This window comes from Stappia sp. 28M-7 (assembly GCF_014252955.1).
Taxonomy (GTDB): Bacteria; Pseudomonadota; Alphaproteobacteria; order Rhizobiales; family Stappiaceae; genus Stappia.
In genome coordinates this window covers 3,623,086-3,640,010 of record NZ_JACMIA010000001.1, presented here as the reverse complement: position 1 = coordinate 3,640,010, position 16,925 = coordinate 3,623,086, and the positions used below count along the sequence as shown (strand labels likewise).

The 16,925-nt window shown below is 66.8% G+C and carries 20 protein-coding genes; 5 read left to right on the top strand and 15 right to left on the bottom strand.

Features of this window, described 5'->3' with window-relative positions; all coding sequences use genetic code 11:
• Positions 1 to 528, bottom strand: coding sequence for a MarR family winged helix-turn-helix transcriptional regulator (locus H7H34_RS16295; protein WP_120267030.1), 528 nt, complete (start codon positions 526 to 528; stop codon positions 1 to 3).
• Positions 529 to 835: 307 nt separating this feature from the next.
• Here H7H34_RS16295 and H7H34_RS16290 point away from each other — a divergent pair, with 307 nt between their 5' ends.
• Positions 836 to 1,738 carry a branched-chain amino acid aminotransferase gene (locus tag H7H34_RS16290; protein ID WP_185925798.1) on the top strand — a complete coding sequence of 301 codons (903 nt, stop codon included), beginning with the start codon at positions 836 to 838 and terminating at the stop codon, positions 1,736 to 1,738.
• A gap of 83 nt (positions 1,739 to 1,821) precedes the next feature.
• Here H7H34_RS16290 and H7H34_RS16285 read toward each other — a convergent pair whose 3' ends face one another.
• The 4 genes from H7H34_RS16285 to pgsA form a co-directional block, all read right to left on the bottom strand.
• Positions 1,822 to 3,057 carry a multidrug effflux MFS transporter gene (locus tag H7H34_RS16285; protein WP_185925797.1) on the bottom strand — a complete coding sequence of 412 codons (1,236 nt, stop codon included), beginning with the start codon at positions 3,055 to 3,057 and terminating at the stop codon, positions 1,822 to 1,824.
• Positions 3,058 to 3,162: 105 nt separating this feature from the next.
• Complete coding sequence (locus H7H34_RS16280; RefSeq protein WP_185925796.1) at positions 3,163 to 3,657, bottom strand: molybdenum cofactor biosynthesis protein MoaE; 495 nt, start codon at positions 3,655 to 3,657, stop codon at positions 3,163 to 3,165.
• 7 nt (positions 3,658 to 3,664) lie between these two features.
• A complete protein-coding gene (gene moaD, locus H7H34_RS16275; protein ID WP_120267034.1) occupies positions 3,665 to 3,916 on the bottom strand; it encodes a molybdopterin converting factor subunit 1 in 252 nt (83 codons plus the stop codon).
• A gap of 31 nt (positions 3,917 to 3,947) precedes the next feature.
• Positions 3,948 to 4,520: a CDP-diacylglycerol--glycerol-3-phosphate 3-phosphatidyltransferase gene (gene pgsA / locus H7H34_RS16270; RefSeq protein WP_120267035.1), complete on the bottom strand. Its 573-nt coding sequence runs from the start codon at positions 4,518 to 4,520 to the stop codon at positions 3,948 to 3,950.
• Between the two features lie 218 nt (positions 4,521 to 4,738).
• Here pgsA and H7H34_RS16265 point away from each other — a divergent pair, with 218 nt between their 5' ends.
• Positions 4,739 to 5,452 (top strand): GNAT family N-acetyltransferase, encoded by a 714-nt coding sequence (locus H7H34_RS16265; RefSeq protein ID WP_185925795.1) that lies wholly within the window; start codon positions 4,739 to 4,741, stop codon positions 5,450 to 5,452.
• Between the two features lie 7 nt (positions 5,453 to 5,459).
• Here H7H34_RS16265 and H7H34_RS16260 read toward each other — a convergent pair whose 3' ends face one another.
• The 4 genes from H7H34_RS16260 to H7H34_RS16245 form a co-directional block, all read right to left on the bottom strand.
• Positions 5,460 to 5,756: an HlyU family transcriptional regulator gene (locus H7H34_RS16260; RefSeq protein WP_120267037.1), complete on the bottom strand. Its 297-nt coding sequence runs from the start codon at positions 5,754 to 5,756 to the stop codon at positions 5,460 to 5,462.
• Between the two features lie 96 nt (positions 5,757 to 5,852).
• Positions 5,853 to 7,943: an excinuclease ABC subunit UvrC gene (gene uvrC / locus H7H34_RS16255; protein ID WP_185925794.1), complete on the bottom strand. Its 2,091-nt coding sequence runs from the start codon at positions 7,941 to 7,943 to the stop codon at positions 5,853 to 5,855.
• The gene (locus H7H34_RS16250) at positions 7,940 to 8,728 is read right to left on the bottom strand and encodes an SDR family oxidoreductase (RefSeq protein ID WP_245165105.1); all 789 of its coding nucleotides are present in this window, start codon (positions 8,726 to 8,728) and stop codon (positions 7,940 to 7,942) included. Before H7H34_RS16250 ends, uvrC begins: the two co-directional genes overlap by 4 nt.
• Positions 8,729 to 8,795: 67 nt before the next feature.
• A complete protein-coding gene (locus H7H34_RS16245) occupies positions 8,796 to 9,785 on the bottom strand; it encodes a calcium/sodium antiporter (RefSeq protein WP_185925793.1) in 990 nt (329 codons plus the stop codon).
• A 390-nt stretch (positions 9,786 to 10,175) separates the two neighbouring features.
• Between H7H34_RS16245 and H7H34_RS16240 the strand changes: the two genes are divergently transcribed.
• Positions 10,176 to 10,847: an outer membrane protein gene (locus H7H34_RS16240; RefSeq protein ID WP_120267040.1), complete on the top strand. Its 672-nt coding sequence runs from the start codon at positions 10,176 to 10,178 to the stop codon at positions 10,845 to 10,847.
• 153 nt (positions 10,848 to 11,000) lie between these two features.
• A complete protein-coding gene (locus H7H34_RS16235) occupies positions 11,001 to 11,828 on the top strand; it encodes a phosphate/phosphite/phosphonate ABC transporter substrate-binding protein (protein ID WP_185925792.1) in 828 nt (275 codons plus the stop codon).
• Between the two features lie 9 nt (positions 11,829 to 11,837).
• Here the strand turns inward: H7H34_RS16235 and H7H34_RS23515 are convergent, their stop codons facing one another.
• Positions 11,838 to 12,452, bottom strand: coding sequence for a glutathione S-transferase family protein (locus tag H7H34_RS23515; RefSeq protein WP_185925791.1), 615 nt, complete (start codon positions 12,450 to 12,452; stop codon positions 11,838 to 11,840).
• A gap of 309 nt (positions 12,453 to 12,761) precedes the next feature.
• Between H7H34_RS23515 and H7H34_RS23510 the strand changes: the two genes are divergently transcribed.
• Positions 12,762 to 13,016 carry a hypothetical protein gene (locus tag H7H34_RS23510; protein WP_120267043.1) on the top strand — a complete coding sequence of 85 codons (255 nt, stop codon included), beginning with the start codon at positions 12,762 to 12,764 and terminating at the stop codon, positions 13,014 to 13,016.
• A gap of 12 nt (positions 13,017 to 13,028) precedes the next feature.
• On the opposite strand, the gene H7H34_RS16220 is transcribed toward H7H34_RS23510, so the two are convergent.
• From H7H34_RS16220 to H7H34_RS23505, 5 genes are all read right to left on the bottom strand, one after another.
• Complete coding sequence (locus tag H7H34_RS16220; RefSeq protein ID WP_185925790.1) at positions 13,029 to 14,102, bottom strand: DUF1176 domain-containing protein; 1,074 nt, start codon at positions 14,100 to 14,102, stop codon at positions 13,029 to 13,031.
• Positions 14,080 to 14,778 carry a ribonuclease T2 family protein gene (locus H7H34_RS16215; protein WP_209006242.1) on the bottom strand — a complete coding sequence of 233 codons (699 nt, stop codon included), beginning with the start codon at positions 14,776 to 14,778 and terminating at the stop codon, positions 14,080 to 14,082. The genes H7H34_RS16220 and H7H34_RS16215 overlap by 23 nt, the downstream gene beginning before the upstream one ends.
• Before the next feature lie 29 nt (positions 14,779 to 14,807).
• Positions 14,808 to 15,254: a cytoplasmic protein gene (locus tag H7H34_RS16210; RefSeq protein ID WP_185925789.1), complete on the bottom strand. Its 447-nt coding sequence runs from the start codon at positions 15,252 to 15,254 to the stop codon at positions 14,808 to 14,810.
• Between the two features lie 102 nt (positions 15,255 to 15,356).
• The gene (locus tag H7H34_RS16205) at positions 15,357 to 16,208 is read right to left on the bottom strand and encodes a 23S rRNA (adenine(2030)-N(6))-methyltransferase RlmJ (protein WP_185925788.1); all 852 of its coding nucleotides are present in this window, start codon (positions 16,206 to 16,208) and stop codon (positions 15,357 to 15,359) included.
• The gene (locus tag H7H34_RS23505) at positions 16,205 to 16,726 is read right to left on the bottom strand and encodes a GNAT family N-acetyltransferase (protein WP_185925787.1); all 522 of its coding nucleotides are present in this window, start codon (positions 16,724 to 16,726) and stop codon (positions 16,205 to 16,207) included. Before H7H34_RS23505 ends, H7H34_RS16205 begins: the two co-directional genes overlap by 4 nt.
• Positions 16,727 to 16,925 lie beyond the last annotated feature (199 nt).

Below are 16,925 nucleotides of genomic sequence, written 5' to 3'. Positions count from 1 at the left end.
TCACGGGCTCACCCTCGTCTGGGCCGGCCGGTCAATCAGGCGGGCAACGTCGCCGCGCTGATCCGGATCGATCATATGGTACAGGAACTGGCGGGCGATATCGTGGCTCTCGGCCGGCATGGCACCGAGCGCCCGGCGGATGCGGCGGGACTGCAGGTCGGTGAGGCGAGCCGCCAGCTGCTCTCCCTCGACTGTCGGAAAGAGCAGTCGTTCGCGGCGGTCCTGGGGGCCAGGTTCCTGCAGGATATAGCCCTCCTCCACCAGCTGTTTCAGTACCCGGGCAAGGCTCTGCTTGGTGATCTTGAGAATCGCCAGCAGGTCGGTGACGCGCAGGCCCGGATTGCGGCTGACAAAGTGCAGCACGCGGTGATGGGCCCGCCCGAAACCGAATTCGGCAAGTGCCGCATCCGGATCCGCGGTGAAGTCGCGATAGGCGAAGAACAGCAGCTCGATGAGGTCGATGGGGATCTCCGCCGAGGTGGCCGACTGGCCCTGTTTCGCGCCCTGCGAGAAATTTACGTCAGCCATATTGACTTATTTCCGACCGATTGTTACACGTATCCAGTCTGCAGCGAAACGATCGTACGTCATCGCCCTTCAAGCATGGTAGATGTTGTCCGTAGGCGTTGCAGAACGCGGCTTTCCGGGCTAGGCGTGCGACTCCGGTGTCGTGCGTGTTCAGGCGCCAAGCGGCCCGTCACCATACAAACAGTTGACGAGCCGCGCAAAGCCGCGAGACGGAACCACATTGCAGTCCTGACGGTGCCGGCCGGACCGGTATCTCATTCAAACGCAAACGGGATCGAGCCCGTTGCCTGTTTCGGGAGTAGTTCATATGGCGCAGCTGCCCTTTGACCAACGCGAAGGCCACATCTGGTATGATGGCGTGTTCGTGCCCTGGGCCGAGGCCAAGCTCCACGTACTGAGCCACGGCCTGCACTATGCCAGCAGTGTCTTCGAGGGCGAGCGCGCCTATGGCGGCGAGGTGTTCAAGCTCGGCGAGCACACCGAGCGCCTGCACGAGTCGGCCCGTATTCTCGGTTTCGAGATTCCCTACAGCGCCGAAACCATCAACCAGGCGACGCGCGAACTGCTGGCCAAGGGCAACCTGGTCGACGCTTACGTCCGTCCGGTGGCCTGGCGCGGCAGCGAGATGATGGGCGTGTCGGCCCAGTCCAACACCATTCACCTGGCGATTGCCGCCTGGGAGTGGCCGAGCTACTTCAAGCCGGAAGAGCGGCTGAAGGGCATCCGTCTCGACATGGCGGCCTATCGCCGTCCGGACCCGATGACGGCCCCCTCGCGCTCCAAGGCGGCCGGCCTCTACATGATCTGCACGATCTCCAAGCACGAGGCCGAGCGCAAGGGCTATGCCGATGCCCTGATGCTCGACTGGCGCGGCCAGGTCGCCGAGGCGACCGGTGCCAACGTCTTCTTCGTGAAGGACGGCAAGATCCACACGCCGAAGCCGGATTGCTTCCTCGACGGTATCACCCGCCGCACGGTCATCGACCTGGCCAAGCGGCGCGGCTTCGAGGTGATCGAGCGGGCGATCCTGCCGGACGAGATGGAGGGCTTCGAGGCCTGCTTCCTCACCGGCACGGCGGCGGAAGTGACCCCGGTTTCCGAGGTCGGTCCGTACACGTTCACCGTCGATGCGATCACCAAGACCTTGATGGAAGACTATCACGTCGAGGTGCAGCCGAAGGCCGCGGCGAAGATCGCCGCTGCCGGCTGAGATCCCCTCGGATCTCACCGCGGAATATGCGAAGGGCGGCCGTTTGGCCGCCCTTTTGCGTTTCGGAACCGGATCTTGCGCCTCTAGACGGTGAACATCCGTCCGCGCTCGGTCCAGGCGACGACAGCAAGACCCGACAGGGCGAAGCAGGCGAAGCCGAGAGTGAGCGGCAGCACCGACCCGTCGAAGCGGCTGGAGACCAGGAAGCCGAGCGCCGCCCCGCCGCTGGTGGTGACGAAGCCGAGCATGGCGGATGCGGCGCCGGCGATATGGCCGAGCGGCTCCATCGCGATGGCATTGAAGCTCGGACCGATCAGCCCGAAGGAGAAGACGCCAAGCACCAGAAGGCCGGTGAAGACATAGAAGTTCGAGCCGAAGGTCAGCGCGGCGACCACCTGCACGATGTTGAGCAGCGCGTAGGCGACCAGCGCCCAGTGCGACAGCGGGCGCAGGCCGATGCGCTCCACCAGCGAGGCGCTGAGGAAGGACGAGGCCGCGAGCGCCAGTCCCATCATCGCGAAGACGAGCGGGAAGGCGGCGCCGAGGCCGAACAGGTCGACATAGACCTGCTGAGCAGAGGCGATGAAGGAGAACAGTGCGCCGAAGATCAGCGTCGTCGCCAACATGTAGCCGAAGGTGGTGCGGGTGGCGAGCGTGGTGCGATAGGCGCCGAGTACGGTGCCGACGGAAAGCGGCCGGCGCTCCTCCACGGGAAGCGTCTCGCGCAGCCGCAGCAGGCACCAGCCGAGCATGGCGAAGCCGCCGAAGGTGAGCATCAGGAAGATGGCCCGCCAGGGCGCGACGAAGAGGATCAACTGTCCGATGGACGGTGCGATCACAGGCACGCTCATGAACACCATCATGACCAGCGACATGACCTTGCCCATGCGCGGGCCGGAATAGCAGTCGCGCACGGCCGACAGCGCCACCACGCGCGGGGCGGCGCATCCGATGCCCTGCAGCAGACGGGCAAGCAGCATCTGCTCCATGTTCGGGGCGAAGACGCTGAGAAGCCCGGCGAGGGCATAAAGGGTGAGCCCGCCGAGCAGGACGGGGCGCCGGCCGAAGCGGTCCGACAAAGGACCGCAGACGAGCTGTGCGGAGCCGAAGCCGATCAGATAGACGATGACGATCTTCTGGCGTTCGTTGGGATCTGAGATGGCGAAGGCACGGCCGATATCGCCGAGCGCGGGGAGCATGACGTCGATGGCGAGGGCGTTCAGCGCCATCAGTGCGGCGACGATCACGACAAATTCCGTGAAGCCAAGGCCGTGGCGCGGGCCGTCGATCACCTCGACGGGCGTAGCTGTGGTGTTCATGAGCGGTCCGGTCGCAGACCCCGGGGCAATCCGGGGCGCGCCTGTTTGGGAGGGGGGGCGTGTCTGCCACGAATAGGCAAGACTTCCTCCCTTATGGGCGGCAGGTCAAGCCTTCCAGCGGTCGGCGTCGCGCGTGTCGCTGTCGCGGGCGTCCACCCAGTTGCCGCTGCTGCCGTCTTTCAGGTGCTCTTTCTTCCAGAAGGGCGCACGGGTCTTGAGATAGTCCATCAGGAACTCGGCCGCCTCGAAGGCGGCGCGGCGGTGGCGGGAGGCGGCGACCACAAGAACGATGTTGCCGCCCGGCTCGATCTTGCCGTGGCGGTGGATCGCGGTCAGCCCGTCGAGCGGCCAGCGCGCGCAGGCCTGTTGGGCGATGCGGGTGATCTCCGCCTCGGCCATGCCGGGATAGTGCTCGAGTTCGAGCGCGGCAAGGCGCCCGCCCTCGTCGCGGCAAAGGCCCGTGAAGGTGACGACGGCGCCAATATTCGGGTTGGCCTGCCGAAGCTGCTCGATCTCGGCAGCCACGTCGAAGTCGCCGCTCTGGATGCGGACCTCGACCGGCGGCAGGCCATCAGAGGACGGGCTCGACGTAGCGGTCATGGCAGGCTCAGCCGCCGGTCATCGGCGGAAAGAAGGCTGCCTCGCGCACGCCCGCCAGCGGTGCATCATGCTCGGCATGCTCCTGGTCGAGGGCAACGCGGATGATCTCGCGGTCCGCGAAGGCGCCGGCATAGCCTTCGTCGCGGGAGGCCAGCCAGTCGAGCAGGCCGGCGACGGTGGTGATGTCGCCGGGCAGGTCCACGGTCTCGGCGTCCTTGCCGATCCGCTCGCGGACCCAGGCGAAGTAGCGCAGCTGCATTCTCGTCTCCGTCCTTGCGGCGGTTCGTATCCTAGTCCCGCACCAGGTGGCCGATGCCGGCCCGGAAGTAGTCGTAGCCGGTATATAGCGTCAGCAGGGCGGCGATCCACAGGGCGATCAGGCCAAGGAGCTGCGTTCCGGGCAGCACGACCTCGCCGGCGGGGCCGGCCAGCAGGAAGGCCATGGCAACGAGCTGGACCGTGGTCTTCCATTTGGCGAGCTTGGTGACTGGCACGCTGACCCGCAGGTCCGCCAGAAACTCGCGCAGGCCCGAAACCAGGATCTCGCGGCACAGGATGATCGCTGCCGCGATCATCGACCAGCCGCCGATGTCACCCTGTCCGGCCAGCAGCAGCAGGCACACGGCGACCAGCAGCTTGTCGGCGATGGGGTCGAGCATCTGGCCGAGGCGGGACTGTTGCTGCCAGGCCCGGGCAAGATAGCCGTCGAAGAAGTCGGTGATGGCAGCGACGATGAAGATGCCAAGGGCCACCCAGCGCGGGCCGTGGCCGGGGAAATAGAAGCAGATCATGACCGCGGGTACCGCAAGGATGCGCCCGTAGGTCAGGATGTTGGGAAGGCTCCAGACATGGGATTGAGACATGTCGCTTCAGGGTCTCGCACTGCATGAGTGGCAGGGATAGGTATGGTCCTTGAAGCATGCGGGCCCCATCGCGTCAATCGGGCCTCCTTGACGCAGGCGCGTGCAGGGGCCCTACCGGTGCCCTGAAACTGCGGCCGGCCGGTGCTCCCTTCCACATGAAGGAGGGGTATATCTGGGGACAGTGACAGACGGTCACGGGCAGTCGGCGAGGGCGCGAAATGATCGAGAGGCGGAACGGATTCGGACAGGCCATCGGGCCGGAGGTTGCGGGTTGGACGCTGCGTCCCCGGCCGCCGCGCACGCCCATGCAGGGCAGGACCTGCCGTCTGGAGCCGTATGAGCCACGCCATGCCGCCGGGCTTTTCGCCGCCTATCGCGAGGATGGGGAAGGGCGCAACTGGACCTATCTCGGGTACAGCCCCGCCGCGACGCAGGCGGAGTTCGAGAAATTCGCCGAGGCGACCTATACGGGCGAGGATCCGCTGTTCCATGTGGTGGTGGATGAGGCGAACGGGCGCGAACTGGGCGTTGCCAGCTACCTGCGGATCGACCCGGCGAACGGTGTGATCGAGGTCGGGCACATCAACTTCTCACCACTCATGCAAGGCAGCGTGCAGTCGACAGAGGCGATGTACCTGATGATGCGGCGGGTGTTCGACGAGTTGGGCTATCGCCGCTACGAGTGGAAATGCGACGCGCTGAACGCTCCCTCGCGGCGGGCCGCCGGGCGGCTCGGCTTCTCCTACGAGGGCACGTTCCGCCAGGCGATGATCTACAAGGGGCGCAACCGCGACACGGCCTGGTTCTCGATCCTCGACAGCGAGTGGCCGCATCTGCGCACGGCATGCGAAGCCTGGCTCGCGCCGGAGAATTTCGACCTGCAGGGCCGGCAGATCCAGCGTCTGGAGGATATCCGGTCGCAGGCGCGCTGAGAGCGACTCAGTCGAACATGCGGTCGCCCTGCTCATCGATGATCTGACGGGCTTTGCGCGCGGCGAACTCCGCTGCCTGTTCCTCGCTCGGCATCAGGTCGGCACGAATGAAGTCGTGAGTCCTGGTGTCGCCGTCGTCGAAGGTGCGGGCGATGGAGCCGGCAACCTGCCACTGGCCGTCGCGCGCGGTCGGCGCCGGCGTGATGAGGTAGCCCTTGTACTCCTGCGTCTGGTGGCGCGAGGCTGCCGGGCCCTTGTCGCCGCCGCCGCCGAACAGTCCGCCGAAGAGCTTCCCGAAAACCATTGCCCGTCCTTCCGTCTTTGTCTGCCCCGCGCCGGGGCAAGTGTCTGCTGTCCCGCCGGCCGCTTCAACCTCGCCGGCGACCTGGAACCGCCGCCACTATTCGTGAAAGTGGTCGTAGATCGTGCGCGCGACCGTTTCGGAGACGCCGTCCACAGCCATCAGGTCGTCGATGCCGGCCTTCGAGACCGCCTTGGCCGTGCCGAAGTGGCGCAGCAGGGCGCGCTTGCGGCTGGGGCCGATGCCGGCGATCTCGTCGAGCGGACTGCGCGCGATGTCCTTCTTGCGCCGCGCCCGGTGCGTGCCAATGGCGAAGCGGTGGGCCTCGTCGCGAAGCCGCTGGACGAAGTAGAGCACCGGATCTCGCTCCGGCAGCATGAAGGACGGCTTGCCCAGGATGAAGAACTTCTCCCGTCCCGCGTCGCGGTCCGGGCCCTTGGCGATGCCCACCAGCGGCACGTCCTCGATGCCGAGGGTGGTCAGCGTCTCGCGCGCCGCATTGAGCTGTCCCAGGCCGCCGTCGATGAAGACCAGGTCCGGCCATGCCGGAATAGCGCTGGTGTCCTCGGCCGTCTCCTCGTCCGGATTTGCCGTTTCTGGGGCGGGCGCTGCCGCCGCCTTGCGCTCGTCGGCATGCTCCTTGAGCAGGCGCGAGAAGCGCCGGGTCAGCACCTCGCGCATCATGCCGTAGTCATCGCCCGGAACGAGGTCCTCGGAGCGGATGTTGAACTTGCGGTACTGGCCCTTGGCGAAGCCTTCCGGCCCGGCGACGATCATGCCGCCGACCGCGTTGGTGCCCATGATATGCGAGTTGTCGTAGACCTCGATCCGGCGCGGCGTTGCGGCCAGGCCGAAGGCCTCGCCCACCCCCTTGAGCAGGCGCGCGTGGCTGCTGGTCTCGGCGAGCCGCCGCCCGAGCGCCTCGCGCGCATTCTTGTGGGCGTGCTCGACCAGCTCGCGCTTTTCGCCCCGCTGGGGCACGGCGACCTCGACCTTGTGTCCGGCGCGCTCGGAAAGGGCGGCGGAGAGCAGCGCCCGCTCCTCGATCTCGTGCGACAGCAGCACCAGCCGGGGCACCGGCTTGTCGTCGTAGAACTGCGCCAGGAAGCTCTCCAGCACCTCCGCCACGTCCAGCGAGCGGTCGGCGCGCGGGAAGAGGGCATGGTTGCCCCAGTTCTGGCCGGTGCGGAAGAAGAACACCTGAATGCAGTACTGCCCGCCTTCCTCGTGGATGGCGAAGACGTCCGCCTCTTCCACGTTCTGCGGGTTGATGCCCTGGTGCGACTGGATATGGGAGAGGGCGGCGAGACGGTCGCGATAGACCGCCGCGCGCTCGAAATCGAGCGTCTCGGAGGCCGCCTCCATCTGGCGGGCGAGATCCTTCTTCACCATCTGGCTGCGGCCGGACAGGAAGGATTTCGCCTCCGCGACGAGGCCGGCATAATCCTCCTGGTCGATCTCGCCGGTGCACGGACCTGCGCAGCGCTTGATCTGGTAGAGCAGGCAGGGCCGGCTGCGATTGGCGTAGTAGCTGTCGGTGCAGTTGCGGATCAGGAACGCCTTCTGCAGCGCGTTGATCGTCCGGTTGACCGCACCGGCGGAGGCGAAGGGGCCGAAATAGCTGCCTTTGCGCCGGCGGGCGCCGCGGTGCTTGACGAGAGCGGGGGACTCGTGGTCGCCGGTGACGAGAATGTACGGGAACGACTTGTCGTCGCGCAGCAGCACGTTGAACCGCGGCCGCAGGCGCTTGATCAGGTTGGCCTCGAGCAGCAGCGCCTCGGTTTCCGTGCCCGTGGTCACGAACTCCATCGACGCGGTTGCCATGATCATCCGCATGATGCGGTTGGACTGGCCCTGCAGGCGCGTGTAGCTGGTCACCCGCTTCTTCAGCGAGCGCGCCTTGCCCACGTAAAGAACGGTGCCTTCCTCGTCGAGCATGCGATAGACGCCCGGCCCGAGCGGAAGCCTTCGCACGAAATGTGAGATGACGTCGACGCCACGCGCGTCCGGGCCGAGCGGAGAGGGCTCTGCCTCGAAGACCGGCATGGGCACGCGCCCGCCGCCCTCACCGGTCGCACCGTCCCCGGTCTCGGCGGTCTCGTCGGCGTCCAGATCATCGACCGCATCGTCTGGCAGATCGTCGTCGGCCAGCTCGTTGTTGGGGGGGAGGTCGTTCTTGCGTCCGCTCATTCGGCGATGCCTACGACGTCCGGGGTCTCCCAGGCAAGATGCTGGCCGCCATCGAGCGCGATCATCTGACCCGTGATCGAGGGCGTTTCCCAAAGGTAGCGGATCGTCCGGCCGAACTCTGCGAGGGAGGGGCCGCGCCCCAGCAGCACCGCCTCCGACTGGCGGGCGAAATCGGACGCCTGCTGGCGCGTGTTGGCAAGGGTCGGGCCCGGGCCGATGCCGTTGACGCGGATGCGCGGGGCAAGGCCCTGGGCCAGCGTCTGGGTGGCGGCCCACAGCGCCGCCTTGGACAGGGTGTAGGAAAAGAACTGCGGCGTCAGCTTCCACACGCGCTGGTCGATGATGTTGACCACGAGCCCGGTCGTCCCCTGCGGCAGGGCGTTGGCCATCTCCTGGGTCAGGAAGATCGGTGCCCGGGTATGGATCGCCATGTGCTTTTCGTAGCGGTCCAGCTCCAGTTCGCCGATCTCGTCCTTTTCGAAGATCGAGGCGCTGTTGACCAGCAGGCGGACGGGGCCGAGCTGCGCGCGGGCCGCTGCCATGATCCGTCCCGGCGTGTCGGGAAGCGTCAGGTCACCGGCAACGATGCAGGCGCGCCCGCCACGTGCGGCGATATCGGTTGCCAGGGCTTCCGCCTCGGACAGCGAGCGGTGGGCATGGATCGCCACCCGAAAGCCGTTGGCCGCGAGATCCTCGGCGATCGACCTGCCGATGCGCAGGGCCGCGCCCGTCACCAGGGCTACGGGAGACTGCTCGTTGCTGGCGGGCATCTGGGAAACGGACATGGCGACTCGCTGGTTGTCGAAATGGACGAGAGATCAGCGGGTCTTACGCGAATTCGGGACAGCCCGATCAGGCGATCTTGCCCGTCTGGAATACGACGAAAATGTACAGGGCGTACAACGCGCAAAGAATGATACCGGATGGCCAGCGGATGGTCACCTTGAACGCGGCGAAGGCGAGCACCAGCAGGGCGCAGGCAAGCATCGCCCACAGGTCGAGGCGCAGGACTTCCGGCGGCACCTGCAGCGGCACGACCATCGAGGTGATGCCCATGATCGCGACCAGATTGAAGATGTTGGAGCCGATGACATTGCCGAGCGCGACGGCCGCGTGACCGCGAATCGCGGCCATCAGCGAGGTCATGAGCTCGGGCAGCGACGTGCCGAGAGCGACCACGGTCAGGCCGATCACCGCATCGGAGACGCCCCAGTCGCGAGCCAGTGCCGAGGCGCCCTCGATGGTGAAATGCGCGCCGAGCGGCAGGCCGATCAGGCCGAGGACGATGAACAGGATGGCAAGGCCGATATTGTCCGGCACGCCCTCGACCTCGTCGAAGGGCAGGTCCTCGTCGCCGTCGGCAACGGCCGCGGCGCCGACATTCTGGGCGCGGTGCCTGCGGGTGGCGCGCATCGATTCCCACAGGAAGAGCGCAAGCAGCACCAACAGGATCGTCCCGTCGAGGCGCGAGATCGGGCTGTGGAAGGCCATGCCGATGAAGATGGCGGTGATCGCCACCATGAACACCGAGTTGCGGACCGCGCCGTTCTCGTCGCAGGACGTGGCGGCGAACAGGGCCGGCAAACCGAGAACCGCCAGCACATTGGCGATATTGGACCCGACCACATTGCCGATGGCGATGCCCGAGAGGCCATCGATTGCCGCGCGCAGTGAGATCACGAGCTCGGGAGCGCTGGTGCCGAAGGCGACGATCGTCAGGCCGATCACAAGCGTGGGAATGCCGAGCCGCTCCGCAACACTCACCGACCCGCGAACCAGAACGTCACCGGCGACGATCAGGACGACGAGACCTCCCACGAGGCTGACATAGTCGATGAGCATGAAGCTGTGGCACCCGGCTGCGAGGTGGACGGATTGTCGTACGTGCTGGTCAGCAAGGACTTTGCGGTCTCGCGCGGTGCGCCAGACGGCGCCTGGGCGCTGCCCGCTGAAGACCTGCCCTATATATGCATTTACCCGGAGATGAAAAGCCCGGTCGTGGTGGGGCGGTCCCGTTCCCCTGCGCCGCGGACCCTGTCTGTTCTATCGATGCCCTATGGTAACCAATCGGTTACCATGTCACCGAAAAATCATCCATTGCCACGGGATCTCCCCATTTTGTCTCGGGCAGCGCCACATTCACCCGTCATAGATGAGCGTCTGGGGGGCCGGGTGTGCTCGGGATTCTGTCCTGCATGCCCGCTTGTTCCACGTGGTAACTGGAGTATTCACATGAAGCGTCTAGCTGCTGCCGGCCTTGCTGCGGCCGCCGCATTTGCGGCGAGTGCCCCGGCTTTCGCGGCCGACCTTCCGCAGCCCGAACAGCCCTACACCTACACGGATCCGGTTCCTGCGGAACGGTTCGACTGGTCCGGGTTCTATTTCGGTGGGCATCTCGGTTGGAACTGGTCCGACTATAGCGTCTCCAACGGTGTAACCGGTCGATTCAACAACCATGACAATGGCGTCACCGGCGGTGTCCATGCCGGTTACAACTACATGGTCACGCCGAACTTCCTGCTCGGTGCCGAAGCCGACTTCAGCCTCAGCGACATCGAGAAGTCGCGCACTGTCGCCGGCGTCAACTACAAGACCTCGAGCAGCTGGAACAGCACGGTGCGCGCACGCGCCGGTTGGGCCTTCGACCGCTTCCTGGTCTACGGTACCGGTGGCCTTGCGATCGCCGACGTCGATGCGTCCGCCAACGGCGCTTCCGATAGCGTGGCCCGTATCGGCTGGACGGCGGGTGCCGGTGTCGAGGGTGCAGTCACCCAGAACGTGACGGCTCGCCTCGAGTACCAGTATCAGGACTACGGCACCACGAACTTCGGTCTCGGTGGCCAGACCTACAAGAACAAGCTGGACAACAACCAGGTTCGGTTCGGTCTCAGCTACAAGTTCTGATCCCTCCCGGGACGAACAGACGCCAGGGGGAGTCGCAATGCGGCTCCCCTTGTCGCTTTTCGGGGACCGTTCGGTCGCTGACGAGCGGCTTGCGCGCCTTGCCAGCCGCGTGAAGGCTTCCTAGCCTCAAGGAACCCAGCAAGAGGTTCCCCATTGCCCCACACCACCCCTTCTCCCGACAGTTCCGAGATCTTCGCCTTCCTGCCGATGTACGACTGGCCGGAAGTCCGCACGCAGACCGACCGCCTGTGGTCGCTCCTGTGCCAAGCGTTCGCCGACCTCGGGCTCGGTGCGCCCCAGCAGCTGGAGCGCGGGCGCGAGCTGATGGACGGCTGGCAGGATCCGTCCCTGTTGTTAGGCCAGACGTGCGGCCTGCCCCTGGTGCGCCATCTCCTGGACCGTGTCTGCGTGCTCGGATCGCCCGACTACGGGCTGCCCGATTGTCCGCCCGGCCATTATTGCTCGGTCGTTGTGGTGCGCGAGGAGGACCCGGCGGCTTCGCTCGCCGAGCTTCGCGGGCGCCGGCTGGCCTACAATCACCCCGGCTCGCAGTCGGGGGAGGGGGCGCTGCGGCACGTGCTTGCACCGATTGCCGAGGGCAAGGCGTTCTTTTCGTCGGTGATGGAGACCGGATCTCACCGGGCCGCACTCAAGGCCGTGGCCGCAGGAGAGGCGGATGCGGCGACGCTCGATGCCATGAGCTACCGGCTGGCGCAGGCGCATGAGCCAGCCGCGCGCAGCGTCCGGGTGTTGCTGGCGACGCCTCCGACGCCGGGCCTTCCCATGATCACCGCACGGGGCAATCGCGACAAGGTTCCGATGCTGCGTCAGGCTGCGGCGGCGGCGATTGCGGCCGCGCCGCAGGACCTGCGCACGGCGCTGTCGTTGCACGGCTTTGCCGCCTTCGATGCGGATGACTACAAGGTCATCGCCGAGCGCGACCGGCATGCGGCCGCGCTCGGTTATCCTGTGCTTGCCTGAGTTGCGTCCTCAGGCGGTGATGCGCGTTTCGGCGAAGGAGGGCACGGCCGCTTCGAAGGCGTCGAGCCAGGCGATGAGCTTGGGATGATCTGCCCGCCAGCTGCCTGCAAAGCGCAGGTCGAGGTAGCCGAGAGCGCAGGCGACGCCGATCTGACCCACATCGGGCGTGCCGCCGGCCGGCACCGCTACCGGCGGGGTCGCCTCGAGAACGCTGAGCGCACGGGTGACCTTCTCGCCCTGATAGGCCAGCCAGTCGGCATGGCGGCGTTCCTCGGGCCGGAAGCGCGCCTCGTAGACCTGCAGCAGGGCGGCGTCCATCAGCCCGTCGGCAAGGGCCGCAAGGCACAGCGCGTCGAAGCGGGCTTCGCCGTTGGGAATGATCCGTCCGCCGCCGGCGAGATGGTCGAGATATTCCAGGATCACACGGCTGTCGAACAGCACCTTGCCGTTCTCCAGAACGAGGGCAGGGATCTTGCCGAGCGGGTTCTGGCCGCGGATCGAATCCTGCGGGTCGAGCGTGTCGGTCATCTCGACCTTGATACGGTCCTTCAGGCCGAGGCTGGCTGCCGCGATCTTGATCTTGCGGCCGAAGGGCGAGGGCGGGGAAGAACGAAGCACGAGCACGGGGGAGCCTCCGGTTTTGTTGTGGCGCGGGAACAGTGCTGCGGATCGGGGAGCCCGGTCGCAGGGCAGGCTTGCGGCACGGTGGGGGACGTGGCGTTGCCGAAATTTTCGCTGGCAGCGACGTTCTCTGGTTAACGCGGTTTTGCGTTGTCTGTCCACGGCTTGAAAAACAACAGAGGTTTCAGCACGTTGTTGATACGAATTGTCGGAGCGACGGTAAGGTCTCGTTAAAGGGCGGTTCCTAGCGTGGCGGAAACCGGGGCTGCGGGCCCGTCTCGCCCCTTGTCCGCCACTCACTAAGGATCCGACATGCGGCTTTCGCTTCACACTCCGTTCGGAGCGTTTTGCAAGGCGCTTTGCCTGTCGGCCGCGGTCTATGCGGTGTCCGGCCCGTCGCTCGCCCCGTACCGTCCGGACATCATCGACCTGCCGCTCAGCCGTTATCATCAGGCGGTCAACGAGATGCTCTCCGACCAGACGCCCATGCTGGCGATGGTGACGGAGCCGCTGAAGGCATCGCCCCATCACGTCCGCCAGCAAATCGAGGGCATGCTGCGCCGTTGAGCCGCTTGCGCCTCAGCGGGGATGCTGGCGCGTCCAGCTGTTGGGTCTGGAGGCATTGCGGCAATCGTCCGGCCCCTCGAACCGTTCCATCCTGAAGGCGTGGTCCTGCCAGGACCAGCTGGCGCGATAGCCGCACACGCGGTCGCCTGGGCCGACATACTCGGCCTCCAGCAGGCCGGTGGCATGGTCGAAGCGGACATTCGACAGAAGGTCGGTGCCGGTCCAGCCGAAGCGCGGATCATGCAGGGCAAAGTGCAGCGTTTCGATGCCGCCGATCTCGCCGGTGTCGCGCATGTAGAGGCGATAGGTCACCGTCGTGCCCGAGGCGGTGCAGGGAATGGCATAGAGCACCGCCGTTTGTCCCAGCGCGGCGATGGGGACGCCGACACTGCGGAAGGCGTCGCTGTCCGTTGCCTCGCAGTCGCTGCTGCGGGCATGGCGCTCCAGAACGGCGTAGGGAATGCCGAGCGCGGCGACCGCTTCGCTGCGCGTGGGGGCGGCGACCTCGGCAAGGGCAGCAGGGGCTGCGACCTTCGGCGAGGCGGGCAGGCTCATCTGTGCGCTCATCGCCTCCAGTCCGGCCGTCAGACCGTCCAGCGAGAAGACCGCATCATGGGCCTCGGCGACCGCATCGAGATAGGAGATGCGCAGGCGCGCGCCGCCGCGCATGGCGGTCAGCAGCTTGCGCCCGGTCGCGCCATCGGTGACGAAGAAGCGGCGGACGTCGCCATGAAGGGCGAATTCGCCGGGGCGCAGCACATGGACGAGGTTGCCGTCGACCTCCCATTGCATGGCGCGGATGTCGTCCGGGCGAGCGGCGCCAACAGCAAGTTCCAGCGCGAGCGCATCGCCGCTGGGGGAAAGGGCGAGTGCGAAAAGCGGTTCGCCGCTCAGCTCCTCGCGACCCTGTGTCGCCAGACGGCAGGTCTCGCGCGTTTCGCAGTCGAGCTGCCAGTCGGCGAAGACCTCGGCGCGAACGGGCGCGGGTGACAGTCCGGCCAGCAGGCAGAAGGCAACGGCGGCCGCCCGGAGGAGGGAGAGGCGTGCGCGGGGCTCGTGCCGCCTAGCGGCCGGGTGCGGGGACATTGATCTGCCTTTGCGTGCAGCCGCGCCGGTCGACCCAGCGGCAGGAGCGGAACTGGAGGTCTCGCGTGAAGCATACACGCACCTCGCTCAGCCGTCCGGCCTCGCAGGTGACGGCGATGGCATTGTCGCGCAGGCCCGGATTGGCGAGGCGGAAGGCGGTCTCCACCGCGTCCGGCGCAACGCGGCCGCCGGCCTCCAGGTTCGTGAAGGCGGCCGGGATCCGCAGCTTCTGCAGTGCCTTGCGGGAGAGGTCGAAATAGGCCTCCGGGCTCAGCCCGCTGCAGCTGCCATGCTTGCGCCATTGGTGCCGGACAAGGCCCCGGCTCGGCATGATGTCGAGCATGCCGTCGACCGTGCGGTGCGAAAGGTCGCGGCCGTAGTCGTTGCGGCAGAATTCGGGATAGCCGCGTTCGTATTGCGGCCAAAGCCCATGCAGGACGAAGCGGAATGGGCGAGTGGTCCGGCACTGCATCGGGTCTGCGGAGCGTCCGGCCCGGGCGCAGTAGGACGGGGACCAGGACAGCGACAGAACATAGTAGTCGAAGCGGCCCGCCTCGTCGGCCGCCGCGCGCATCGGCCCGGTCGGGGCCAGAAGCACAAGGGCTGCCATCGCAAGGACCACTGCCAAGGCGCGGGCGCAGCCCTTCCGAAGCTGCGAACGGACGGTCTGCCGCATCATGCCTGTCCTGCCGTGTCGGGGGCTGCTCAGTGGGGGCGAACCGTCCGGCAGCGCGCGTCATAGACCCGCCACGGGTCGACGCCGGCAACGCAGGCCTGGAGGTTCCAGGAAACCCCGACGAAGCCGCTGTGCTCCATGATGGCGTAGTAGACGCGGCGCTCGCGCCCGTCGCTCATCTGCGCCCGCGCCTCGCAGTAGCGGCGGGCATAGGGGCTCGGCTGGTCGACCTTGTAGCCCGTCTCGACGATGCGATGCATCTCGCGGATCTTGAGGCCGCCGCTATAGACCGGATCGGCGCCGGCAATGTGGCCCATGACGGCGCCCTGGACGGACATGGCCTCGCAGTCGGGCACGCGCGGCTCGCCGTTCCAGGAGAAATAGGGCCGCTCGCCGGCGGCCGCAGGCAGGGCCAGGACGACGGCCAGGACGGCGCCGGACAGGCTGCGCAGAAGCGGGCGGGCAAAATCGGTCATGCGGCGATCTCCTCGGCGGCCAGGACTGGACCCGTGGACGATGCGTCAGCGGATTGCCCCGGTCAAGCGCCCGGATGCCTCGACCGGGTCGTTCGTCCGCGGCTACTCGCCGGTCAGGTCGAAGACCTTCCACTCGGCGCCGCGTCCCTGCTGCAGGGTTTCGGTCAGCCAGGGCAGCAGCGTCTGCAACTCGCTGCGCAGCACCCATGGGGCGTTGATCATGATCAGGCCGCTGCCGGCCATCGGCTTGTCGGGGGCCGGCCGGCCTGCGAAATGCTCGACGACCGAGATCCGGGTGATGCCGGAGACCGACATGGCGTCATAGAAGCGCTTGACCAGCTTGCGGTCCTTGATCGGGTACCAGGCCATGTAGACGCCGGTGCCGAAACGGCGCCAGGCCTTGTAGAGGCCGGAGGCCATGCGTTCGAATTCGTTCTGTTCCTCGAAGGCCGGATCGACGACGACGAGGGCCCGCGTTTCCTTCGGCGGAACGAAGCTCTTGATCGCGTGCCAGCCGTCGAGCTCGATCACCTTGGTGTGGTAGTCGCCGGCGAAGAGTTCGGCGAGCTTGGCCGCATCGAGCGGATGCAGCTCGGTCGCCGTCAGCCGGTCCTGTTCGCGCATCAGCTTGCGGGCGAGCAGCGGCGAGCCGGGATAGAGCGTCAGCTTGCCGCTTTCGCCGTTGACTTCGCGCACCACGTCGAGCCAGGGCGCCAGCAGTTCCGCCACCTTGGGCGGCTGCGGCGTCTCCAGCACCCGGGCGATGCCCTGCTTCCACTCGCCGGTGCGCTGGGCATCGCCCTTGGTCAGGTCGTAGAGGCCGAGACCGGCATGAGTGTCGATGACCCGGAAGGGCGTGTCCTTGGTCTTCAGATAGGTGAGGATGCGGGCAAGGGTTGCGTGCTTGAGCACATCGCCGATATTGCCCGCATGAAAGGCGTGCCGATAGTTCACGCTGAAACTCCTTGCTGTTCCGCAGGCACCACCGCCCGGGCCAGGTAGACGACCGCCTTGTCGCCATGGTCGTTGGCGCCGATCTCCGTAAAGCCGAGCCGCCGGTGAAAGCGCAGGGAGCCTGGATTCGCCGGCCGCGTGTTGACCTCGCAGGCGAGCGGCTGGGCCGCCCTGTCGGGATCGGCGGCCAGCAGGGCGAGCAACGCGCGATAAAGGCGCTCGCCGGTGCCGGACCCGCGCGCAGCCGGCGCAAGGGCAATGCGGTCGACATAGGAGAAGCGGCCGAGATTGTCCTTCAGCCAGGCGAAGTTGCGGCTGTCGTACTCGGCCGTCTCGTCGAGGCAGACCATCAGGCCGACGACCCCGTCCGGACCCACGGCGACCAGCGTGTGGCGGCTCTGGGCTGCCAGGGCGCGCAGCTCCTCGGGGACAAGGCTGTTGACCGCCGGCAGGCTCGCCTCGTTTGCGGCGAGCGCTCCGTCGGTATCGGCGGGCGTGAAGGGGCGAATGTCGATCATGTCCGGTCTATGGCTGCTTGCCGCCCGCCTTGCAAGCCCTCCAATTTCGCGACTGCTGCAAGGCCGGGACGGCACAAGGCGCGCGAGGGCAGGAAGGTCTCCCGCGCGCGTGGCGAGGGAGAGGGCTGTGTGAGGGGGCATGAAAAATGAAAGACGGCGGCCATCGCTGGCCGCCGCCATATCTGTTCGCTCGGGTGCC